The sequence below is a fragment of the Ruegeria sp. AF7 genome (assembly GCF_056541885.1).
The window spans coordinates 245261-264781 of record NZ_JBQFYX010000004.1; the positions used below are offsets into that span (position 1 = coordinate 245261).

Annotated in this window: 20 protein-coding genes and 1 tRNA gene; 8 read left to right on the top strand and 13 right to left on the bottom strand. The window is 59.3% G+C overall.

Annotated elements, in window-relative coordinates:
- Positions 1-7: 7 nt before the first annotated feature.
- On the bottom strand, positions 8-976 hold the full coding sequence (gene iolC / locus ACR0AP_RS11170; protein ID WP_480506823.1) for a 5-dehydro-2-deoxygluconokinase: 969 nt from the start codon (positions 974-976) through the stop codon (positions 8-10).
- Positions 977-1100: 124 nt separating this feature from the next.
- Here iolC and ACR0AP_RS11175 point away from each other — a divergent pair, with 124 nt between their 5' ends.
- Together ACR0AP_RS11175 and ACR0AP_RS11180 are read left to right on the top strand one after the other, a co-directional pair.
- A complete protein-coding gene (locus tag ACR0AP_RS11175; protein ID WP_480506800.1) occupies positions 1101-2204 on the top strand; it encodes a Gfo/Idh/MocA family protein in 1104 nt (367 codons plus the stop codon).
- 37 nt (positions 2205-2241) lie between these two features.
- On the top strand, positions 2242-3375 hold the full coding sequence (locus tag ACR0AP_RS11180; protein ID WP_480506801.1) for a Gfo/Idh/MocA family protein: 1134 nt from the start codon (positions 2242-2244) through the stop codon (positions 3373-3375).
- Here the strand turns inward: ACR0AP_RS11180 and ACR0AP_RS11185 are convergent, their stop codons facing one another.
- Entirely contained in the window at positions 3376-4374 is a 999-nt protein-coding gene (locus ACR0AP_RS11185; RefSeq protein ID WP_480506802.1) for a LacI family DNA-binding transcriptional regulator, read from the bottom strand.
- Positions 4375-4522: 148 nt separating this feature from the next.
- Positions 4523-4598 (bottom strand) — tRNA-Val (locus ACR0AP_RS11190).
- 242 nt (positions 4599-4840) lie between these two features.
- On the opposite strand from ACR0AP_RS11190, the gene modA reads away from it, so the two are divergent.
- The 3 genes from modA to modC are packed head-to-tail and all read left to right on the top strand — an operon-like array spanning position 4841 to position 7415.
- Positions 4841-5620, top strand: a complete 780-nt coding sequence (modA, locus tag ACR0AP_RS11195; RefSeq protein ID WP_480506803.1) for a molybdate ABC transporter substrate-binding protein — start codon at positions 4841-4843, stop codon at positions 5618-5620.
- Between the two features lie 5 nt (positions 5621-5625).
- The gene (gene modB / locus ACR0AP_RS11200) at positions 5626-6318 is read left to right on the top strand and encodes a molybdate ABC transporter permease subunit (RefSeq protein ID WP_480506804.1); all 693 of its coding nucleotides are present in this window, start codon (positions 5626-5628) and stop codon (positions 6316-6318) included.
- Positions 6315-7415 carry a molybdenum ABC transporter ATP-binding protein gene (gene modC, locus ACR0AP_RS11205; protein ID WP_480506805.1) on the top strand — a complete coding sequence of 367 codons (1101 nt, stop codon included), beginning with the start codon at positions 6315-6317 and terminating at the stop codon, positions 7413-7415. Before modB ends, modC begins: the two co-directional genes overlap by 4 nt.
- Before the next feature lie 2 nt (positions 7416-7417).
- Here the strand turns inward: modC and ACR0AP_RS11210 are convergent, their stop codons facing one another.
- Positions 7418-8305: a Hint domain-containing protein gene (locus tag ACR0AP_RS11210; RefSeq protein ID WP_480506806.1), complete on the bottom strand. Its 888-nt coding sequence runs from the start codon at positions 8303-8305 to the stop codon at positions 7418-7420.
- A gap of 39 nt (positions 8306-8344) precedes the next feature.
- Positions 8345-8857, bottom strand: coding sequence for a toxin-activating lysine-acyltransferase (locus ACR0AP_RS11215; protein ID WP_480506807.1), 513 nt, complete (start codon positions 8855-8857; stop codon positions 8345-8347).
- 140 nt (positions 8858-8997) lie between these two features.
- Here ACR0AP_RS11215 and ACR0AP_RS11220 point away from each other — a divergent pair, with 140 nt between their 5' ends.
- Positions 8998-9447, top strand: coding sequence for a hypothetical protein (locus ACR0AP_RS11220; RefSeq protein WP_480506808.1), 450 nt, complete (start codon positions 8998-9000; stop codon positions 9445-9447).
- A gap of 3 nt (positions 9448-9450) precedes the next feature.
- On the opposite strand, the gene hemF is transcribed toward ACR0AP_RS11220, so the two are convergent.
- The 4 genes from hemF to clpS are packed head-to-tail and all read right to left on the bottom strand — an operon-like array spanning position 9451 to position 12530.
- Positions 9451-10335 (bottom strand): oxygen-dependent coproporphyrinogen oxidase, encoded by an 885-nt coding sequence (gene hemF, locus ACR0AP_RS11225; RefSeq protein ID WP_480483339.1) that lies wholly within the window; start codon positions 10333-10335, stop codon positions 9451-9453.
- 5 nt (positions 10336-10340) lie between these two features.
- On the bottom strand, positions 10341-11141 hold the full coding sequence (locus tag ACR0AP_RS11230) for an SDR family NAD(P)-dependent oxidoreductase (protein WP_480483341.1): 801 nt from the start codon (positions 11139-11141) through the stop codon (positions 10341-10343).
- A gap of 37 nt (positions 11142-11178) precedes the next feature.
- Positions 11179-12144, bottom strand: a complete 966-nt coding sequence (locus ACR0AP_RS11235) for a class I SAM-dependent methyltransferase (RefSeq protein ID WP_480506809.1) — start codon at positions 12142-12144, stop codon at positions 11179-11181.
- Between the two features lie 44 nt (positions 12145-12188).
- Complete coding sequence (gene clpS / locus ACR0AP_RS11240; RefSeq protein ID WP_209507827.1) at positions 12189-12530, bottom strand: ATP-dependent Clp protease adapter ClpS; 342 nt, start codon at positions 12528-12530, stop codon at positions 12189-12191.
- Positions 12531-12623: 93 nt separating this feature from the next.
- Here clpS and ACR0AP_RS11245 point away from each other — a divergent pair, with 93 nt between their 5' ends.
- Together ACR0AP_RS11245 and ACR0AP_RS11250 are read left to right on the top strand one after the other, a co-directional pair.
- A complete protein-coding gene (locus ACR0AP_RS11245) occupies positions 12624-13325 on the top strand; it encodes an HAD family hydrolase (protein ID WP_209507825.1) in 702 nt (233 codons plus the stop codon).
- A 279-nt stretch (positions 13326-13604) separates the two neighbouring features.
- Positions 13605-14999, top strand: a complete 1395-nt coding sequence (locus ACR0AP_RS11250; protein ID WP_480506810.1) for a D-alanyl-D-alanine carboxypeptidase family protein — start codon at positions 13605-13607, stop codon at positions 14997-14999.
- A gap of 55 nt (positions 15000-15054) precedes the next feature.
- Here the strand turns inward: ACR0AP_RS11250 and ACR0AP_RS11255 are convergent, their stop codons facing one another.
- From ACR0AP_RS11255 to ACR0AP_RS11270, 4 genes are all read right to left on the bottom strand, one after another.
- The gene (locus ACR0AP_RS11255; protein WP_480506811.1) at positions 15055-16302 is read right to left on the bottom strand and encodes a hypothetical protein; all 1248 of its coding nucleotides are present in this window, start codon (positions 16300-16302) and stop codon (positions 15055-15057) included.
- Positions 16303-16452: 150 nt separating this feature from the next.
- Complete coding sequence (locus tag ACR0AP_RS11260; protein ID WP_480506812.1) at positions 16453-17214, bottom strand: LamB/YcsF family protein; 762 nt, start codon at positions 17212-17214, stop codon at positions 16453-16455.
- 12 nt (positions 17215-17226) lie between these two features.
- A complete protein-coding gene (locus ACR0AP_RS11265) occupies positions 17227-18225 on the bottom strand; it encodes a 5-oxoprolinase subunit C family protein (RefSeq protein ID WP_480506813.1) in 999 nt (332 codons plus the stop codon).
- Positions 18222-18971, bottom strand: coding sequence for a 5-oxoprolinase subunit B family protein (locus tag ACR0AP_RS11270; RefSeq protein WP_480506814.1), 750 nt, complete (start codon positions 18969-18971; stop codon positions 18222-18224). Before ACR0AP_RS11270 ends, ACR0AP_RS11265 begins: the two co-directional genes overlap by 4 nt.
- Between the last annotated feature and the right edge of the window lie 550 nt (positions 18972-19521).

Consider the following 19521-nt stretch of genomic DNA (forward strand, 5'->3'; position numbering starts at 1 on the left):
GATACTCCTATGTGGTCGGGCCGGGGTGAGAGGCGAGGAACGCGTTCAGTTCGGGGGTCGTCGGCATGGCGGGGGCGCAGCCGGGTTTGGAAACGACAATGGATGCGCAGGCGGAACCGCGCATCACCGAGTCTTTCAGCGAGTGCCCCGCCGCGATCGAAGCCAGAAGCCCTGCCATGAAACTGTCACCAGCCCCGACTGGCTTGATGGCGTCCACTGGGTAGATCCCGGTTCTGATTTCCTGCCCATCCGCCAGCGTCACGGCGCCTTTTTCGCCCATCTTGTAAATGACAACCCGGCCCGGTTTCCTGGCGAGGTCCTGTGCCTTGGCAAAGCCCTTTTCCATGCCGCCGGCCATGAAGCCGAACTCTTCATCATTGCCGACAATCAGGTCACAGGCTTCGCCCGCACGGGACAGAACGTCAGCGGCAATTTCTGGCGATGGCCAGCTGTAGGGGCGGTAATCAACATCGAAAATGATCGGAAGGCCAGCTTTGCGCGCGTTTTCAAACCCTTGGAACGTGGCGCTGCGCGAGGGTTCCGACGCAAAGACGGTACCAGCCGAGATCAGGGCCGAGAAGGATGAATAATCAACCTTGTCGACATCCGCGTCAGTAACCTGAAAATCGACCGCACCGTTGCGGTAGATGACATTCTGAAAGTTATCGGTCCGGCTTTCATACAGGGCCAGAGAGGTGCGATACTCACCCCCCAACACGCGGATATAAGAGGTATCCACCCCGTAATGTTGCAACCGGTTGAGGCAGAACCGACCAATTGCATCGTCCGAGACGGAGGTGATCAAGGATGCCTGACTGCCCAGCTTGACCAGACCAGCGCAGATATTCGCGGACGAGCCGCCAAGATCGGCATGGAACGTATCGGCCTCTTCGCTTTTGACACCGACCGGGTCTGCGTAAAGGTCCATACCCGCACGCCCCAGAACGGCAAAGCGGTTTCCTTTGATACCCTCCATCAAAGCGCTCACGTCATATCCTCCGGCAAAGTGGGGTGGGCAAAGTTTGGACCTTGCGTTGAATCGATTCACACGATACTGATTTTGCAACCGGTTGCAAACACAATGTGCGAGGCCATGGCAGATGCCTGAAATCGGAGTGGGAATCGTGGGTGGCGGTTATATGGGCAAGGCCCATTCCGTTGCCATGTCGGCCGTCGGTGCGGTGTTCAACACGGCGTTGCGCCCCCGGCTTGAGGTCATCTGCGCGTCGAGCCCGGACAGTGCCGAACGCTACCGGGCGGCCTATGGATTTCAGAGAGCGACCGATGACTGGCGCATCTTGGTTGAAGACCCCAGGGTCGAGTCAATCGTGATCGCCTCGCCTCAGTCAACACATCGTCAGATCGCCGAAGCGGCTTTTGCCTTGGGCAAACCGGTTTTGTGTGAGAAACCACTGGGCGCATCGCTTGAAGACAGTCGGGCGATGGTTGCCGCGGCAGAGGCTTCGGGGGCGGTGAACATGGTGGGGTTCAACTATATCCGCACACCCGCCAGCCAATATGCCCGCCAGTTGATTGCCGATGGCGCGATTGGTGACATCACGTGGTTCCGGGGCGAACATACCGAAGATTTCTATGCCGATCCGCAGGCCCCGGCCACCTGGCGCACAACCGGTAGGGCCAATGGCACAATCGGCGATCTTGCCCCGCATATGGTCAACGGCGCATTGGCCCTGATCGGGCCCATTGCGCAGGTGATGGCCGATGTTGAGACCGTTCACAAAACCCGCCCAGGTGGTGAAGTAACAAATGACGACCATGCCCAGATGATGTGTCGGTTTGAAAACGGGGTGATGGGAAACCTGTATTTCAGCCGTGTCGCGACGGGCCGGAAAATGGGCTATGCCTATGAAATATCGGGAACAAAAGGCGCGATCCGGTTCGATCAGGAGGACCAGAACGCGCTGTGGCTGTACAAGCGCGAAGGGCCCGAAGCCGCGCGCGGCTTCACCAAGATCCTGACCGGCCCCGCGCACCCGGATTATGAGCCCTTCTGTCAGGGTCCGGGTCATGGAACCGGCTATCAGGACCAGATCATCATCGAGGCCAAGGACTTTCTACAGGCCATCCACACCGGCGAGGCGATCTGGCCCACGTTCCGCGACGGGCATGAGGTCAACCGCGTGCTGGCCGCTGCGCTGGCCTCGTCCGATCAGCGGCAGTGGCAGGACATCAGCGATTTCTGATCGCTCTACGAGACAATTCCAATGAGAGACAATGACCATGGCTAAGTTGAGATGGGGCATGATCGGGGGTGGTGAAGGCAGCCAGATTGGCCCTGCACACCGCCTTGGGGCGCAGGCGGACGGGTTGTTCGAATTTGCAGCTGGCGCGCTGGATCACCGGCCCGACGTGGGCCGCGAATACGCGCAGCGATTGGGTGTTGCTGCCGATCGTGCCTATGGTGACTGGCAAGAGATGCTGGCGGGTGAAAAAGACCGCGAGGATCGGGTTGATCTGGTAACCATCGCGACGCCCAATTCGACCCATTTCGAGATTACCAAGGCGTATCTTGAGGCAGGCTTTAACGTTTTGTGCGAAAAGCCGATGACCATGACCGTTGAAGAGGGAGAAGAGATTGTTCGCGTGGCCGAAGCCTCGGGCAGGATCTGCGCGGTGAACTACTGTTACTCTGCCTATCCGATGGTGCGTCAGGCCCGCGCGATGGTGCGCGCAGGCGAAATCGGCAAGGTGCGTCTGGTGGTGACCAATTTTAGCCACGGTCATCATGGCGACGCCACAGATGCGGATAACCCGCGCGTACGCTGGCGCTATGACCCTGCGATGGCCGGGGTGTCGGGGCAGTTTGCCGATTGCGGTATCCATGCGTTGCACATGGCCAGTTTCATCTGTGACGATCAGGTGAAAACCCTGTCTGCCGACATGGCCTCGACCATCGCCAGCCGTGAGTTGGAAGATGATGCAATGATCAACTTCCGGATGGAGGGCGGCACGGTTGGACGCCTGTGGACATCTTCGGTGGCGATCGGGCGGCAGCATGGTTTTGACATTCAGGTCTTTGGCGAAACCGGTGGGCTGCGCTGGGCATCCGAACAGCCCAACCAGTTGATCTATACTCCGGTCGGCGGGCGTACTCAGATCATCGAAAAGGGTGAGGGGGGGTTGCATGATGAAGTGCAGCGCCTGTCTCGGGTCGCTATCGCGCACCCCGAAGGGTTCCCGCTGGCGGTCGCCAATATCTATTGCGATCTGGCGGATGCAATCCGCGGAGAAAGGCGCGACGGTCTGCCCGGTGCGGCAGATGGGCTGCGGTCCATTGCGGCCGTTCACGCGGCTGTTGCGTCGGGCAAGGCCGATGGCGCGTGGCGGGATGCGCGGCCGCCGATGTTTCGCTGATCAGGGGCGGGGCCGCAATGTGCCCCGTTCGATCACGCGGCAGGGGAAAATGCGGGCCTCGGGATAGCGCTGAGGCTCTTTCAGCATCTCGACAACCAGATCGACGGATGAGGTGATGATCTGCTTGATCGGCTGGTGGATCGTTGTCAGGTTAACGCTTTCCCAGCGCGACATTTCCATGTCGTTCAGTCCGATAATTCCAATGTCCTGACCGGGTTTCAGCCCGTGATCAGCCAGTGCGGACAATGCGCCTACAGACAGGATGTCATCGCCGCAGAAATACGCTTCGGACGGGGTGTTGGCCAACAGGCGCAACATTTCGGCGCGGCCGGCCTCGAAGGAATAAGCCCCTGCGAAACAATGACTTAATTCGATATCGGGATGATCTGCCAATTCTTCCATGAACCCGCGATACCGGTCGAGTGCCGAGGTTGCATCTTTGGGCCCGCCCAGATAGCCGACACGCCTGTATCCGCGCGCCAAAAGCTCGCGCGCGGCCATGCGCCCGCATTCGACGTTGTCGATTCCCACCACATGCACTTCGGGCGAGGTGGCCGAGCGACCGAACGTGTGCACCACCGGTACGCCCGCATCGTGGAACGCCTTGGCAAAGCTGGGCGGCAGCGTCGAAGAGGCAACGATGGCCGCGTCAACCGAATACTGGCGCAGCATGCGGACCGAGTTTGCGGGCTCGGTCTCGTCCGTCAGGTTCACGATCAAAGGGCGTAGCCCGCGTTCCTGCAAGGCGCGGGTAAACTGATCGAACACCTCAAGAAAAATCGGGTTGTGAAAGTTGTTCGAAATCAACCCGATCAGTTTGGTGCGCCCGGTGGTCAGGGACGAGGCGAGGGCGTTGGGACTGTAGCCAAGCTCTCGCGCGGCCTTTTCGACCTTGCTGCGTGTTTTTGCAGAGACCGAGGCACCTTCGGTAAAGGTGCGCGACACGGCAGATCGCGATACACCAGCCAAAGCGGCGACGTCTTTCAGGGTCACGCTCACGCAGTGCGGCTCCGGTCGTTGATGGTCAGAGATATCAAGGTGTTTTGCATCAGAGATTTATTATGCACCATCGCTACAAACTTGCAACCGGTTGCAATCGGTAACTGGCGGCGGATGCCACGTGTGGTCGTTCGGTATTGTGAAAGGATGGTGGGTGATGAGAGACTCGAACTCCCGACATCTTCGGTGTAAACGAAGCGCTCTACCAACTGAGCTAATCACCCGTGACGCTGCATGTAGCCAAGCCAGCGGGCGGGCGCAAGAGGGTCTGTGAGATTTTTATTCCGCGATGGGTTGCGGATAGAAATGCCGCCCCCAACAACGCCAGCTTCGGTGAGCATGGGCTTATGAGGCAGGTCTGCGTGGGCTTCAGGCGTGTGGTCTGGAAAAGATCAAAGGCGCTTGCAAGCGCCCTATGGCCTCCGATATGCCCGAAGAGACTGCAACTTTCCGGTCGGGAGCACACATGATCCTACCTTTCGCCTGCCGTATCTGGATGGTGGCACTGGTCCTTGGCGCATTTGTGCTGGCTCCGGTCCGGGCCGGGGCAGAAGGGGTTTTGGTTTTCGCCGCGGCCAGCCTCAAGACCGCTTTGGACGAACTCGCAACGGAATACACAGAGCGGACGGGGCAGGATGTCACCGTGTCTTACGCGGCGTCTTCGGTTCTGGCGCGGCAGATTCAGCAGGGTGCGCCTGCGGACATTTTCATCTCGGCCAATGCCGAATGGATGGATTATCTGGAACAGCAGGGCTTGTTGCAGCCAGGGACACGGTCGGATTTGCTGAGCAACAGTCTGGTTCTGATCGGCGCTGCGGGGCGTCCTGATCTGGGTGACATTCGGGTGGTTCATGACCTCAGGGCCGAACTGGGCGAAGGCTTTCTGGCCATGGCGCTGGTCGATGCGGTGCCCGCCGGTATCTACGGCAAAGCGGCTTTGCAGGGGTTGAACCAGTGGGAGGCGGTGCAGGACCGTGTGGCACAAACCGACAATGTGCGCGCTGCGCTGGCCCTTGTGGCAACGGGTGCTGCGCCTCTGGGGATCGTCTATCGATCGGATGCGCAGGCGGAACAGCGGGTCAGTGTTGTGGCCAGTTTTCCGACCGACCTGCACCCTCCGATCATCTATCCGGCGGCGATGACAGGTAATGCCACGGGTGCGGCGCGGGCTTTTCTGGATCATCTGCACAGCGATGCGGCTTTGGCTATTTTTCAGGAGCAGGGATTTTCCTTGCCGGGCGGGTGATCGCGTTGGAGTGGTTGGGCCCCGCTGAAGTCGAAGCGCTGAAGCTGTCGCTGCGCGTGTCATTCTGGGCGACGCTGGCGACCTTGCCGGTCGGGATTTTCGTGGCCTACATTCTGGCCCGCTGGCGGTTCCCCGGGCGGCAGGTTCTGAATGGTCTGGTGCATTTGCCTTTGATCCTGCCGCCGGTTGTGACGGGGTATCTGCTGTTGCTGACCTTCGGCGTTCAGGGACCGTTGGGGCGGTTTTTGGCCGAGTTCGGCATTGTGGTTGCCTTTCGCTGGACTGGAGCCGCGCTGGCCGCTGGTATCATGGCCTTTCCGCTGATGGTCCGGGCGATACGTCTGTCGATCGAGGCGGTGGACCCGAAGCTGGAACAGGCGGGGGCGACGCTGGGGGCGTCGCGGCTTATGGTGTTTCTGACCGTGACCTTGCCGATGATCCTGCCGGGTGTCATCGCCGGGGCCATTCTGGCCTTTGCAAAGGCCATGGGTGAGTTTGGGGCGACGATTACATTCGTGTCGAATATTCCGGGACAGACGCAGACATTGCCATCGGCTGTTTACGCCTTTTTGCAGGTGCCGGGGGGCGAGGCTGCTGCAACGCGGCTGGTCCTGATCTCGATCGTCATCGCCATGGGCGCGTTACTGCTGTCGGAATATGTGGGACGGCGCGCCGCAGCGCGGGTGGCCGGATCATGAGCCTGTCCGTTCGCTTGCATCATCAGCTACCGGGGATCGATCTGGAGGTCAGTTTTGACGCGCCACCCGGTGTGACTGTGCTGTTCGGGCGTTCCGGGTCGGGCAAGACCACGATTGTCAACGCGGTGGCCGGATTGCTGCGACCGCGCGCGGGCAGGGTGGCCGTGGATGACTGGGTGTTGATTGACACCGAACGCGGGCACTGGCTGCCGCCGCACCGGCGGCGGCTGGGCTATATCTTTCAGGAAGGGCGGTTGTTCCCGCATCTGACCGTTCGCCAGAACCTTGCCTATGGCCGCTGGTTCGCCCCCAAAAGCGCGCGGCGTGAAGACCCGGAAAAAGTCATCGAGATGCTGGGGATCGGCCACCTTCTGAACCGCCGTCCAGCCGGGTTGTCAGGGGGCGAGAAACAGCGCGTGTCGATAGGCAGGGCGTTGCTGGCCAGCCCGCGACTGATCCTTGCAGATGAACCGCTTGCGGCGCTGGACGAGGCCCGCAAGGCGGAGATCCTGCCCTATTTCGAGCGTCTCAGGGATGAGGTGTCTGTCCCGATCCTGTATGTGACCCACTCAGCCGACGAGGTGGCCCGTCTGGCCACATCGGTTGTCGCTTTGCAGGATGGCAGGGTCGTCCGCCATGGCCCCGCGTCCGAGGTTCTGTCCGATCCGTCCGTGGCGCCCGCAGGTGTGCGCGCGGTCGGGGCCGTGTTGGAAGTGCAGGTGCACCAGCACCACGCTGACGGGTTGACCGAGCTGAACGCAAATGGCGCGCGTCTGTTTCTGCCACGTATCGGGCAGGAGGTTGGCGCGCATCTGCGAATTCGCATTCCGGCGCAAGAGGTGATCCTGTCCGTCCAAAAGCCCGAGGGTCTGTCGGCATTGAACGTGCTCAGCGGGACGGTCGACTCGATCCGGTCGGGTGAAGGTCCCGGAGCGATCGTGTCAGTCAGGACACTGGCTGGGACTGTTCTGGCGCGGGTCACGCGACGGTCAGTTGCGGCGTTGAATTTGCAGCCCGGCAGCACATGCCATGCCGTGATCAAGACGGTTGCGCTGGCCCCGCAGAATGTCGGTGGCCGTATCGGGACTGGCACCTGACCTCAGGCAAGTGCACGGGCTTCGTGTTCCAGCAGGATAAGGCGCGCGGCGCGCCCAAACCCCTGATGGCCGGAGGAGGGACGGTCGGGAAATATTGCGGCCAGTTCCTGAAGCGCGTCGGATGAAAGGGTATGTAGCGCCTCTTCCCCCAGAAACAGGCTTTCTGCCTGTGCCCCATCCGCCGAGAGGATTTCGTGCCGATCCAGCAGGATGTGCAGATACTCGACCGTTTCAACCGAGGTATCGAGCCCTATTCCGGGCCATCTGCACAGGTGCTTGGCGGCAACCAGCGCTTCGGTGGTTCCGAAAAGCAGTTCGACGCGGGGGCCTTTCACCAGAATACGGTGCTGCTGAGACACCAGAAGATCCCGCGAGGGTGTGTTGGGTCCCAGACTGCCTGCCGAGATGCGAACGGGCCACATTGCGGGTTCGTCGCGTAATCGGTCGGGTGGGATCGTGCTGCTTTCGATCCAGCGAATGGGTTGCAACCCGTGATCGGCTGTCGCCACCTTGTCCCCGACCTTCAGGGTCTCGATGGCGCGGGGGCCGTTTTCGGCCTCGATCAGGGTTCCGGCTACGAAACACACGCCTTCGATCCGGATGACCACCTCTACCGGGTCCGGAGAGCCGGTAAACGGAAGTGTAATCGGACCGGCTTGCGTTGTTCCCGAGACACTGATGAAGAAGGAATCAAAGACAACTTCACCATTGTCGAGGCTGTCGAAATACGTCGGATCGACCGTATAGGTCCACTCACCGGTATTTGGGTCGATCGTGGCTGTACCGTTGGCAGGGGGTGTCGCAATTGTCCAGGTTTGGGTGAGCGGTGTAAAGTTTCCGTTGTTCAGCGTGGGTTGCCCCATCGCCACATTGGGTGGGGACCCGGTCACGTTGCCGGTCAATTCACCTGTGATCGGAACTGAAACCAACTAGACCTCGCCTTGTTGCAGCATCCGCTCAAATTCCTTCTTTCGGTACAGGCGCATATGAACCTCGCCTGCATCGTCCCGCGTCCATTCGACAATCCGGTTGCGTGTCATGTCGCTGTCCATTCGGTTGGTGCGCACGCGCGGATGCGGGATCTCTTGCTTGAGGATATCAACAATCTGGCTGGTCTGTCCAAACGGCGCGACAAGGTCGATGATCCAGAAGGAGGACCCGCTGGTAAAATCCTTGTCCATCAGCGGATTTTCTTTCACCGCATAGCGATACTCGGCCTCGGGGCTGAGACCGGCAAAAGTGACAAATCCGCGGGGAAAGCCATTCTGCCTGAAGATCTGGTATTGGCCCAGACGGAACGGGGTTTCGAACGCATAAAGAACTTGCGCAAGGTTACGTTTCTGGTGCGTTTTTGTCAGACCCGCGAGATAGAACATCGCCCCCAGATCCGCATATTTCTCGGGTGGGAAATCGAACCAGTCTTTTGGAAAACTCTTGTTCAACGGAACTGCCGACAGTTTGATGCGTTATTAATTCTTTCGGGTAGTGTACTTGTTTCCGGCGATATGAATAGTGGAATTTCCCCGGATAACTGTGCCGGCGCAGCTGGTGTGCCCCACTTTACTCGCAGGGTGTCGTGGTTATGCTATCGGTATTGGTGCCATTGTTTCGGGATATCTGGATCATGCGTTTTCTCAAGCCATTCATCACTGCCACACTTGTTTTAGCGCCAGCGGTGGCTGGGGCGGTGGGGTTCGGCCTGTCAGTCCGGCCGCAGTTCCGTACCGAGATCACGCCCTTGCCGAACGGCGTTTACGAGGTGAAGGCTGTCGGTTCATCCGCGCCGGTCAATTATTGGTGCGGGATCGGAGATTATGCCATTCGCACACTGGGTGTTCCGAACTCGCAGAAGATCTATATCTGGCGGGCGTATGAGCCCGGCGTGCGAACGGTGCAGTTTTCCATGACCCCGCCGCCGGGGGCCGATACGAAACCCGGCTATTCGATCACGGTCAAGAAAGTCGGAGCAAACATGTCGGCGGTGTCGGCGCAGAACTATTGCTACGACAATTTCATCACGGACCCGTTCTGATCGTCAGACCCATTTTGCCATCGGAGGCAGGCTCATCAGAACGGCATCCGGGTCATGCCCGGTTTCCAGACCGAATTTTGTGCCCCGGTCATAGACTAGGTTGTATTCCGCATAAAGGCCGCGATGCACCAGTTGGGTGGTCTTGTCCGCTTCTGAGAAGTTCTGAACGCGGCGCTTTTCAACCAAGGGAAGGAAGGCGGGCAGAAAGGCCCTGCCAATATCCTGTGTCAGGGCAAAATCCGCCTGCCAGTCACCGGTGCAATAGTCGTCCATGAAGATCCCGCCGACGCCACGCGCGCGTTTGCGGTGAGGGATATAGAAATACTCGTCAGCCCATTCCTTGAGGCGCGGGTAATGGGCGGGTCCGTGCGGGTCCAGATGCGCCTTTTGCGTGGCATGGAAATGCGCGGTGTCCTCGTCATACTCGATGCAGGGGTTGAGGTCCGAGCCGCCACCGAACCACCAGGCATGGGGTGTCCAGAACATGCGTGTATTCATGTGGACCGCCGGGGCATGGGGGTTCTGCATATGGGCCACAAGGCTGATACCCGACGCCCAGAAGCGCGGGTCTTCGGTCATTCCGGGGATGCCTTTGCGCGCCGCCATCGCTTGTTGCGCACGTTCGCCCAGCGTGCCGTAGACAGTCGAGACATTGACACCGACCTTTTCAAACACACGCCCGCCGCGCATGACCGACATCAGCCCGCCGCCCGCGTCTGACCCATCGTTCGACTGGCGTTTGGTTTCCTTGACCTCGAACCGACCGGGTGCGGCATCGGCAAACGGCCCGTCGGTGTGGCTGTCTTCAAGGGCTTCGAACGCTGCAACGATGTCATCGCGCAATTGGCGAAACCAGGCGGAGGCGGTAGATTTTTCTGTTTCGAACATGGGTCTTAATGTGCAGGGGCTGCGACCGGGTCAAGCAGGGTACGGCCACCATCGATTGTCAGGATCTGCCCGGTGACGAAACCAGCTGCATCAGACGCAAGATATTGCGCGGTTTCCGTCAGTTCCGTGGCCGAGGCGATGCGGGCCAGGGGCGTGTGCTTTTCGATATCGACGCGGTAGTCGCGATTGTCCTTGAGGGTCGATTGTAGCGATGCGCTCATGACCGAACCCAGCGCGATCGAGTTGACGCGGATCCGTTTCGGAGCCAGCGCAACCGCAAGGGACCGGGTCAGCTGATCCAGTGCAGCGGTCGAAACGGAATAGGCCATCAGATCGGGGTGGGTCCGCCGGGCCGCGATCGAGGACAGGTTGATGATCGTCCCCGCCGGGTTTTCGACATCGCCGTCGGCCTGTTTGATCATGCGATTTGCGACCAACTGGCTGAGCCGCAAGGCGGGCATCAGGTTCTGGTTCAGTAGGGTGCGCATCGAATCGTCATCCGGATCCAGCGGATCAGACGGGATCACCTGCCGTGCGCCGTTGACCAGAATATCCACCTGATCGAACGCATCCAGCGTCGCAGATAACAGGTTGGCTATGGTCAGCTTTTCCCGCAGATCGCCCGCAAAGTACCGGATATTGCTGCCTTCGGCCTGTTCTCCAAGCTCGTCGATCAGGCGTTTTTCATCTATGTCGGCAAACATGACATTTGCGCCCGCATCCGCGAAATGCCGCCCGATGGCCAGGCCGATGCCACTGGCCCCGCCCGTAACGATTGCTGTCTTGCCAGCGATGGAAAAGGACATCCGAATCCTCCTGAATTGGGGCGCAGGTTAACGGGCCTTAACGCCGAGGGCGAGAGGCCTGGAATACCTTGAACCGGTTGTCGCCGGCAATTTCACCGACCTGAGCGAAATGTTCGTTCAGTGTAGCTTCGTAGGGAAGGTGCCGGTTGGCGACCATCCAAAGGGTTCCGTTGCGTGTCAGATTGCGGGCAGCAGAGGCTATGAACCCTTGCCCCAAGGCGGGATCCGCGCTGCGTGACGTGTGAAATGGCGGGTTCATCACAACGGTATCGATAGGTTCCGGAGCGGCCCAGGATACGGCATCGCTCCAGTGGAAATGCGCCTGGGATTGGGTGACGTTAAGCCGCGCGCAGGTCAGGGCTGCATGGTCTGCTTCGACCAGATGCAGCGAGGTTATCCCGCAGCGCTTCAGGATTTCCGCAGACAGATACCCCCATCCCGCACCCAGATCGGCCACGCAGGGACCAAGCCGGTCAGGCAGAGTCTTCAGCAGCAGGGCCGAGGCAGGATCAATGCCGTCGGCTGAAAACACACCCGGTGCTGTGTGGTATCCGTCAACCATCTGATGTTTCGGCGTGGCCCAGTCTGCAAAAGCCTGATCATCGGCCTGAAACCAGAAAATCTTGCCATGTGCTTTGGAAAGCGGTCCCTCGACCGGAACCCGCTTGCGCACATCCTTCAATATGCTGTCCACACCATCGGTCTTGGCACCGTCGATGACAATCAGGCCGCTCGCCCGCGCACAGGCCTGATGAATGAGCGACCGGGCCAGTGCCTTGGCGCGGGGCAGAAAGACAATGGCGTCCTGACAGGGGCCATCTGCGTCGGGCACCGTTTCAAAACCCTGCGCGGCGAAATGGTCGTGAAAGGGTTTGAAGGGCTGCACAACTTGTGCGCCGCCCGCCAGCGCAGACAGATCATGGTCGGGCGTGGGGCAGATCACGCTAAGAGGGGGGGACAGCGTCAGGCCGTTTTGCAGGGCAAGTTCCAGACGAGGGGACATGGGCAATTCCGGCTGAGAGAGGCGCGCGCGTCAGGCCAAAGGCCTTACTCTTCGCGTTCCATTGTGCATTGCAAAGGGTGCTGGTGCCTGCGGGCAAAGTCCATCACCTGTCCAACTTTGGTCTCGGCGATCTCGTGGCTGAAAACCCCGACAACGGCCACGCCTTTCTTGTGAACGGTCAGCATGATCTCGAACGCCTGCGCATGGGTCATGCCGAAGAAACGTTCAAGCACATGCACCACAAACTCCATCGGTGTATAGTCGTCGTTCAGCAACAGGACCTTGTACAATGGTGGACGCTTGGTTTTTGGGCGTGTCTGTACAAGGACGGACGCGTCACTGTCGTCGTCCGGCTTGTCAGACATCATCCAGGTCAATTCAAGCATCGTGTGCAACTGTCCGATTCAGGTTTGGGGTTTATCTTGGCGCTTATATAACGTGTGCATGGCTGGTGAAAAGAGCAAGCGGACGTAAACAGGATGACGACCAAGCTGACGACAATCGGGTTCGATGCAGACGACACCCTTTGGCATAACGAACGGTTTTTTCAGCTGACGCAGGCTCGTTTTGCTGAACTCTTGGCCGATCATGCCAATCGTGATCACCTGATGGAGCGACTTCTTGCGGCTGAAAAGCGCAACATTCAGCACTATGGGTATGGCATCAAGGGATTTGTCCTGTCGATGATTGAGACGGCGATCGAAGTTACCGAAAGCCGCGTTCCGGCCTGGGTCATCCGGCAGCTGATCGAAGCGGGGCAAGAGATGCTGGCCCATCCGATAGAGCTGTTACCCCATGCCCGCGAGGCCGTCGAAGGCGTTGCCGATGCGTATCGGGTCATTCTGATCACCAAGGGTGATCTGATCGACCAGGAGCGCAAACTGGCCCAGTCCGGGCTGGGTGATCTGTTCGATGGTGTGGAAATCGTTTCCGAAAAGACCCCCGAAACCTATCGGTTCGTATTCGACCGTCATGGTGATGGCCCGACTGCCGCAATGATGGTCGGCAATTCCATGCGGTCAGATGTCGTTGCCCCGATTCAGGCCGGGTGCTGGGGTGTCTACGTGCCCCACGGTCTGGTCTGGGAGGTGGAACATGCCGAAGCCCCTGTCGACAGCCCCCGATTCCGCGAGTTGAGAGATTTGGGCGATCTGACCGATCTGCTGGGCAACCTGAAGTGATGTTGCCTTTTCGCCTCAGTTTCACATTAACCCTGCCGCATCCTGACGCAGTTTCGCCTTTTTCGCGCATTTGGTGGTTCTGAGGGGGAATTTCGCAAGATATAGCCTCAGTCCAGAAGCAAATCGAAACTGCGAAAACCTCAGCTTTCGGTTTATTTCATTGGGTCGCTGTGATAGCCTTGGGCACAATAAAATAAATTTTGCTGACCGGGAAAACCCGGCGGCGCGAGGCAGACAGAGGCAAAGATCGTGCAGATTCGGCGGACAGTTCCGGCCCGAATGGGCTTTTTCCTTATAGCGTTGCTATGTGTGCTGGCGTTTGCGCCGCTCAGGTCAATGGCGGCGCCTTATGCAGCTATGGTGATTGACGCCCGAACTGGCGAGGTGCTGCATTCCCGAAATGCGGATGCGCGGCTGCACCCGGCCTCGCTGACCAAGATGATGACGCTCTATATCGCGTTTGAGGCGGTGCGAAACGGCGAGATCACACTGGATACACCCGTTCGGATTACCCAGAAGGCAGCAGCCGAGCCCCCGTCGAAGCTGGGCCTGCGCGCGGGCCAGACGATTGCGTTCCGCTATCTGATCCGCGCCGCTGCGGTAAAATCGGCTAACGACGCCGCCACGGCGATCGGCATTGCCATCAGTGGCTCGGAAGCGGCCTTTGCCCGCCGTATGACCCGAACCGCCAAAGCGATGGGGATGAGCCGCACGACCTTCAAGAATGCGCATGGTCTGACCGAGTCAGGGCACCTGTCCAGCGCGCGCGACATGACCACGCTGGGACGGCATCTGCTGTATGACTACCCGCAGTATTATAACCTGTTCTCGCGCCAATCGACGGATGCCGGTATCAAGACGGTTCCCAACACCAACCGCCGCCTGCTAGCGGCCTATAAGGGTGCCGACGGAATCAAGACCGGATACACACGTGCGGCGGGGTTCAATCTGGTGGCGTCGGCCAAACGCAAGGATGAGCGTATCATCGCGACTGTCTTTGGCGGTAAATCCGGGGCGTCGCGGAATGCCAAAGTTGCGGAACTGCTGGATCTGGGGTTTCGCCGTGCCCCGTCTCGTGCACCTATCCGCAAACCTGAGCGCCCGGTCTATGCGGGCAATGTCGGGTTGGGGGGCGATACCCAGGTCGCAGCGTTGAGCGGAGCACCGAAATCCAGCCTGCGCCCGCTTGGGCGCCCGAGTGCCACAACACAGGTTGCCAGTGCGGTCACGGTCGTGGCGGACCAGAACAGCGACCGTATCAGCAGCGGCATTGCCGCAGCGATTGCCGAAGCGGATATTGCTCCAACCGCCCCGCCGGTTGAAACGTCCGACACCCGCCCGGCATTGCGCCCGGACAATCTGGTGCTGGCCTCGACCGAGCCCGCCAGCCCTCCAGAGCCCGAGCAGGAAGTGATTACCCGCCTGTCCTCGTCCGGTGGGCATCTGTGGGGGGTCAATGTGGGCCGCTACACCACACGATATGAGGCCGAGAAGATCCTGCTGAAAACGGCGCTGTCGGAAATGACCACGCTGGATGGCAGTCTGCGCAAGGTCAGTCAGAGCTCGCGCGGATTTGATGCGACATTCCAGGGCATGACGCGGGAACAGGCCGATCTGGCGTGTCGTCGTCTGCAAGCCCGCAATGTCACCTGTTTCATGATCGGGCCATCATAAGGTCCGGCATAATCTCTCCTGTTGGGTCTGGGCTGCGGTCATCCGCGGCCCTTTTTTAATCGAAGACGTGACCGTGCTGATATTGCTCGTCCTGTCCCGCGGCGGCGGTCAGGGCGGCGACATTGTCCTTGGTGAAGAACCCGTCATACTTGTGACACCGCTCGATATATTCGGTGATCAGAAGCGTATTCTGCGAGTGTTTCGAGAAGATCTGTTTCAGGTTCGGGTCGTCTTTGCATTCGCCCACCACATGGGCCAGGAACGGCACGCCCTTGTCCTTCAGCGTGTTCACGACAAAGTCGACGTTCTTTTCCCCGGCGCCATGGTCGCCATCCTTGATCTCGACGGCCATGTGATGCAGGCGGCGGCCAAAATTGCGCACAAAATCCTCGGTCGGCATCGGCAGCTTGGCGAATGAGTTGACGAAGGACGGCGTGTTGTTGGCGGTGAAAACCTTGGCCGGAGATTTCTTGTCATCGTCCACATTGGCGTTGCGGTTCACATTGGTGGACGAGTTCATGTCGAAGATATTGTAGGCCCCCCAGAAATAGTAGGGCACCATGGTCAGGAATTCGAGGATCGCATCCTCGCGCTCACCCGCCAGCACGCGGGTCGCCAGATGATCGATGCCCAGCATCAAAGGCGCGATTTTGCTGTCCGATCCGAACGCGGCTGCCTGATCCAGCCGCGCTTGTTCCGCGTCGCTCAATAACACGCGATCACCAAGGCCGAGGCCGTCTGTGTCGTTAAAGTCGTGGGTCGAATACCCGACCCGGTTGCAGGTGAAATCCGACGGGGTCGTAAAGCGGAAGCCGTCCAATGTGTAGAACGGGTTTTCTGTGTCTCCGGCATATTCGAAGCGGATATTCTGATCCTCAAGCGTCCCGGTCAGCGCCTTCAGATCGCTGGCGCCGAAAACCTCGCCAACATACCGCGTTTGCGGCGTATTGCGGGCCAGCGGGTACATGCGATTGATGCGGGGGATGAAGTCTTCGAAACCGGGGCTGAGCGGGGCCATCACGATCAGCGCGGGATAATCGGGATGCGAATGCAGGACCGAAAATTTGTGGGTCTGCCCCAGATAGCTGGCAGTGTGGCGATAGGGTGTCATCACGTAAAGTTCGACCAGCGTATCGAACAGCGCGCCGGTTTCGACCTGCATACAGATCGCGCGCATTGGCCCGACCTGATCGGCAATTCCCGAGCTTGTCCGGCGCTCGTAGATTTTCGGCAGGTATTCCGCAAAGAAGTCCGAGTTCTTCTTGTCGCCTCGGGGTTGATAGGACATCAGATCAAAGGACATTCGACTACCTCCTTGCGCGACACCCCAACCGAGGCGAGCTATCGCTTGAAATTGTAGGTTTCAGAACATGTGCTTGCCCGTCATGCTAGGCGCTGAGACCTGTACGGGCAACAGTCGTGAAATTGGGTTGCCGACGTTAACGCATGATGTTCAGCGGGTGAATTTCGTCACCTCGACACCGTCCCCGATCAGGTTGTCGCGAACTGAGCGGGCGATTTGAACCGCGGTCGGGCCGTCTCCATGCAGGCAGATCGTGTCGATGGATGTTTCCAGTCGCTTGCCGCTTTCGGTGGTGATCGCACCTTCGCGGACCATGTTCAGGATGCGCGGGCCTGCGATCTCGGCATCGTGGATGACGGCGCCGGGCAGGCTGCGGTCGACCAATGTTCCGTCGTCGTTATAGGCACGGTCGGCAAAAATCTCGCCCACCCAATTGCACCCGAGTTCACGCACGGCCTCTTCCTGTTTTGTCGCGGCCAGCACCATGACGATGATATCGGGATCAACATCCAATGCACCCTGATAACAGGCGCGCGCCATATTGATATCGGCTGAACACATATTGGCCAGCGCCCCGTGCAGTTTCAGGTGCCGTACCTTGGTACCAACTGCGGTGGCCATGCCGATTGCGGCCCCCAGCTGATACCGGACCAGATTGCGCAGGTTGTCATGGGGCAACTTCATGTTCCGCCGACCAAACCCCTGTAAATCGGGAAAGCCGGGATGCGCGCCGATGCCTACGTCATTTTCGGCCGCCAATTTCATCGTCGATGCCATTACATCCGGATCACCGGCATGAAACCCACAAGCGATGTTGGCCGAGGTGATGATTTTCAGCAGGCTTTCGTCATCGCCCATTTTCCAGGGGCCAAAACTTTCCCCCAAATCGGCATTCAGATCGACGCTTGGCATTGGCACATCTCCTTAGTCGGTGGCAGAGATCACTCCGCCGATCAATTGGTAGGACAACAGGTCCGGTATGTCATGGGGATCACGCACCAGTGCCTCGACTTTTGAGGGCAGGCGCGCAAGGTCTGACAGGAACGTTTTATGCATTTCTTCAGCCTGTTCCATGCTGACAAATTCGAACCGGATGTCGCCGCCTGCGGGTGTCTGTGCCGCGCGGGACATATCGCATGGCAGAACGGTCGCGATACGAGGGTACCCGCCCGTGGTCTGACATTCCGGCAACAGGATGAACGGATCGCCAGTGCCGGTCATCTGGATATCGCCGGGGGTGATCACCTCGGACAGGATATTCAGCTGGCCCGAGGCGGCAAAGCCGTCACCGTCGCTGTCCACCTGCATGCCCATCCGGTTGGCGCGTGCGCCGCGCCGGAAATTGGTTTGGGCAAACCGTTCAAGCGTCGCGCCGTCAAACAAAGATGTCTGAAAACTGGCAACCACATGCAGCACCCCGCCCGAAAACCGCTCGGCAGCAGCCAGTTTCATCCCGCTGTTGCCTGCATCCGGTCCACAGGTCAGCCTGTCACCCTGCTGTAACGCCCGGCCAATCCGCGCTGTCAGATGGGTAGAGCGGGACCCCAGAAAAATCTTGGCATCGATGCCGCCGCCCAGATGCAGATAGCCGTAGTTTCCAGCCAGCGTCGCCCCGATGACCAGCCTTTGCCCGGCGCTCAGTTGGTGCGAGGCGTTCCAGGCCACAGGGCTGCCATCAATGCTGGCCTGCATTCGTGCGCCAGTCAGGGCGATGCGCGTGTTATGCGTCGCCTCGAACTCGCCCCCCATCCCGGCCATCTCCAGCGCCGCAAGGTTAGGGCTTTGATCCAGCAACGCCGCCCCTTCGTGCAAGGCCAGAATATCCGCGGCCCCTGATCGGGACAGCCCCTGATCCAGAAAACCTGTGCGCCCCTGATCCTGAATGGTGCAGGCCGGGCCAATCCGGTGGACGATCAGGCTCATGGCGCAATCTCCTCACAGGTTGCGCCGCCGGTGCCGTCCTCGTTGTTGGCTCTGATGTGTTCCAGAACGTCGCGGGAAACGGGCTCGAACAACAGTTCATCGCCAGGTCTAAGGGTAAAGGCCTCGACCCTTTCGGGACGGAAACACCGAAAGGCGGTCTGCCCGATATGCCGCCACCCGGTTGGCGTCGGCCCGGAAAACAGAACAAATTGCGAGATCGCCAGAACCAAAGCCCCTTCCGGCACCATGGGGGTCAGGCTTTGCAGCCGGGGAATGTTGAATTCGGGTCCCAGAGGCCCAAGATAAGGCTGCCCCGGAGCGAAGCCGATGGTCAGAACCCGCACGCGGGACTGTCCAAGCCGACGTATTGCTTCTTCCGGCGACAGGCCGGCAGCAGCGGCGGCATCGTCAAGCTGGGGGGCAAGGTCGGTCCCGTAAACTGTCGGAACGCGCCACAACCTGCGACCTGCGGGCAGGGGTGTAGTGTACCAGTCTTTCTGGTCAACCAGATCCCGAAGCTTTTGCAGCATTTTCTGATGAGAGATGCGCTGCGTGTCGAACCGAACAAAGGCCGAGCCCAGGGAGGCTGACGACTCGGTCACCTCATCCCAGTGCAGACGATCGACTTCAGACCGAAACGCCAGCGCTGCCCGGTTCGCGGTGTCGGTCATCCTATCTGCAAAGGTCACCAGCGCGCCGTCAAATCCGACGGTTCTGACCAAAGGAAACTGAACATTGCGCGCCATTGCTGATCTGCTTTCGGATCGAAGAGTGAATTGGTGGAACCTGACCGCATCTTTAGGGGATGCGCAAGACAGGGTGTTCAATAGCAGACATCGTGCCTGTTCCGTCCACATCACGGCAGGGAGCGACCCGCAGTATAAGGCGTCTGGCGGTGGTGAGAGGATTTTGACCGGATTCTGGCCGCAGTTCCGACTCGTTTTCCCGTTTCGAGTCGCCCTGACTTGTATCTTGAAATCGCGAAGTCTCTATATCTTGTGGCGGCCCATTTTGTTTTACGGGGCTTGCCAGTCAGATCATGCCCAACAGCATCCGAACAGAAGGGTGGTGGTCAATTTCTATAACGTGTAAGTCATTGAAATATCGTATTTATAAAAGAAAATTCAAAAAAAAGATCAATAACGTCATTTTCCGCTTGCGGGTTTTGAGAGTAATACTTAGAACCCCCTTCACCGGCGCAACTGAGGTTGGCCTGACGGACTGGAAAGACGGTTGAGACGCGCCGGAGAGACGGTGGGCATCTGAGGTTGAGGTTTAGGCGGTTTCGCTAAGGGA

Excerpts from the sequence above, each read along its gene's own strand:
- ACR0AP_RS11180 (WP_480506801.1), top strand. The coding sequence starts at position 2,242 with ATGGCTAAGTTGAGATGGGGCATGATCGGGGGTGGTGAAGGCAGCCAG.
- ACR0AP_RS11255 (WP_480506811.1), bottom strand. The coding sequence starts at position 16,302 with ATGTCCTTTGATCTGATGTCCTATCAACCCCGAGGCGACAAGAAGAAC.
- hemF (WP_480483339.1), bottom strand. The coding sequence starts at position 10,335 with ATGTTCGAAACAGAAAAATCTACCGCCTCCGCCTGGTTTCGCCAATTG.
- ACR0AP_RS11250 (WP_480506810.1), top strand. The coding sequence starts at position 13,605 with ATGGGCTTTTTCCTTATAGCGTTGCTATGTGTGCTGGCGTTTGCGCCG.
- modA (WP_480506803.1), top strand. The coding sequence starts at position 4,841 with ATGATCCTACCTTTCGCCTGCCGTATCTGGATGGTGGCACTGGTCCTT.
- modC (WP_480506805.1), top strand. The coding sequence starts at position 6,315 with ATGAGCCTGTCCGTTCGCTTGCATCATCAGCTACCGGGGATCGATCTG.
- clpS (WP_209507827.1), bottom strand. The coding sequence starts at position 12,530 with ATGCTTGAATTGACCTGGATGATGTCTGACAAGCCGGACGACGACAGT.
- ACR0AP_RS11220 (WP_480506808.1), top strand. The coding sequence starts at position 8,998 with ATGCTATCGGTATTGGTGCCATTGTTTCGGGATATCTGGATCATGCGT.
- iolC (WP_480506823.1), bottom strand. The coding sequence starts at position 976 with ATGGAGGGTATCAAAGGAAACCGCTTTGCCGTTCTGGGGCGTGCGGGT.
- ACR0AP_RS11270 (WP_480506814.1), bottom strand. The coding sequence starts at position 18,971 with ATGGCGCGCAATGTTCAGTTTCCTTTGGTCAGAACCGTCGGATTTGAC.
- ACR0AP_RS11175 (WP_480506800.1), top strand. The coding sequence starts at position 1,101 with ATGCCTGAAATCGGAGTGGGAATCGTGGGTGGCGGTTATATGGGCAAG.
- ACR0AP_RS11245 (WP_209507825.1), top strand. The coding sequence starts at position 12,624 with ATGACGACCAAGCTGACGACAATCGGGTTCGATGCAGACGACACCCTT.
- ACR0AP_RS11235 (WP_480506809.1), bottom strand. The coding sequence starts at position 12,144 with ATGTCCCCTCGTCTGGAACTTGCCCTGCAAAACGGCCTGACGCTGTCC.
- ACR0AP_RS11265 (WP_480506813.1), bottom strand. The coding sequence starts at position 18,225 with ATGAGCCTGATCGTCCACCGGATTGGCCCGGCCTGCACCATTCAGGAT.
- ACR0AP_RS11260 (WP_480506812.1), bottom strand. The coding sequence starts at position 17,214 with ATGCCAAGCGTCGATCTGAATGCCGATTTGGGGGAAAGTTTTGGCCCC.
- ACR0AP_RS11230 (WP_480483341.1), bottom strand. The coding sequence starts at position 11,141 with ATGTCCTTTTCCATCGCTGGCAAGACAGCAATCGTTACGGGCGGGGCC.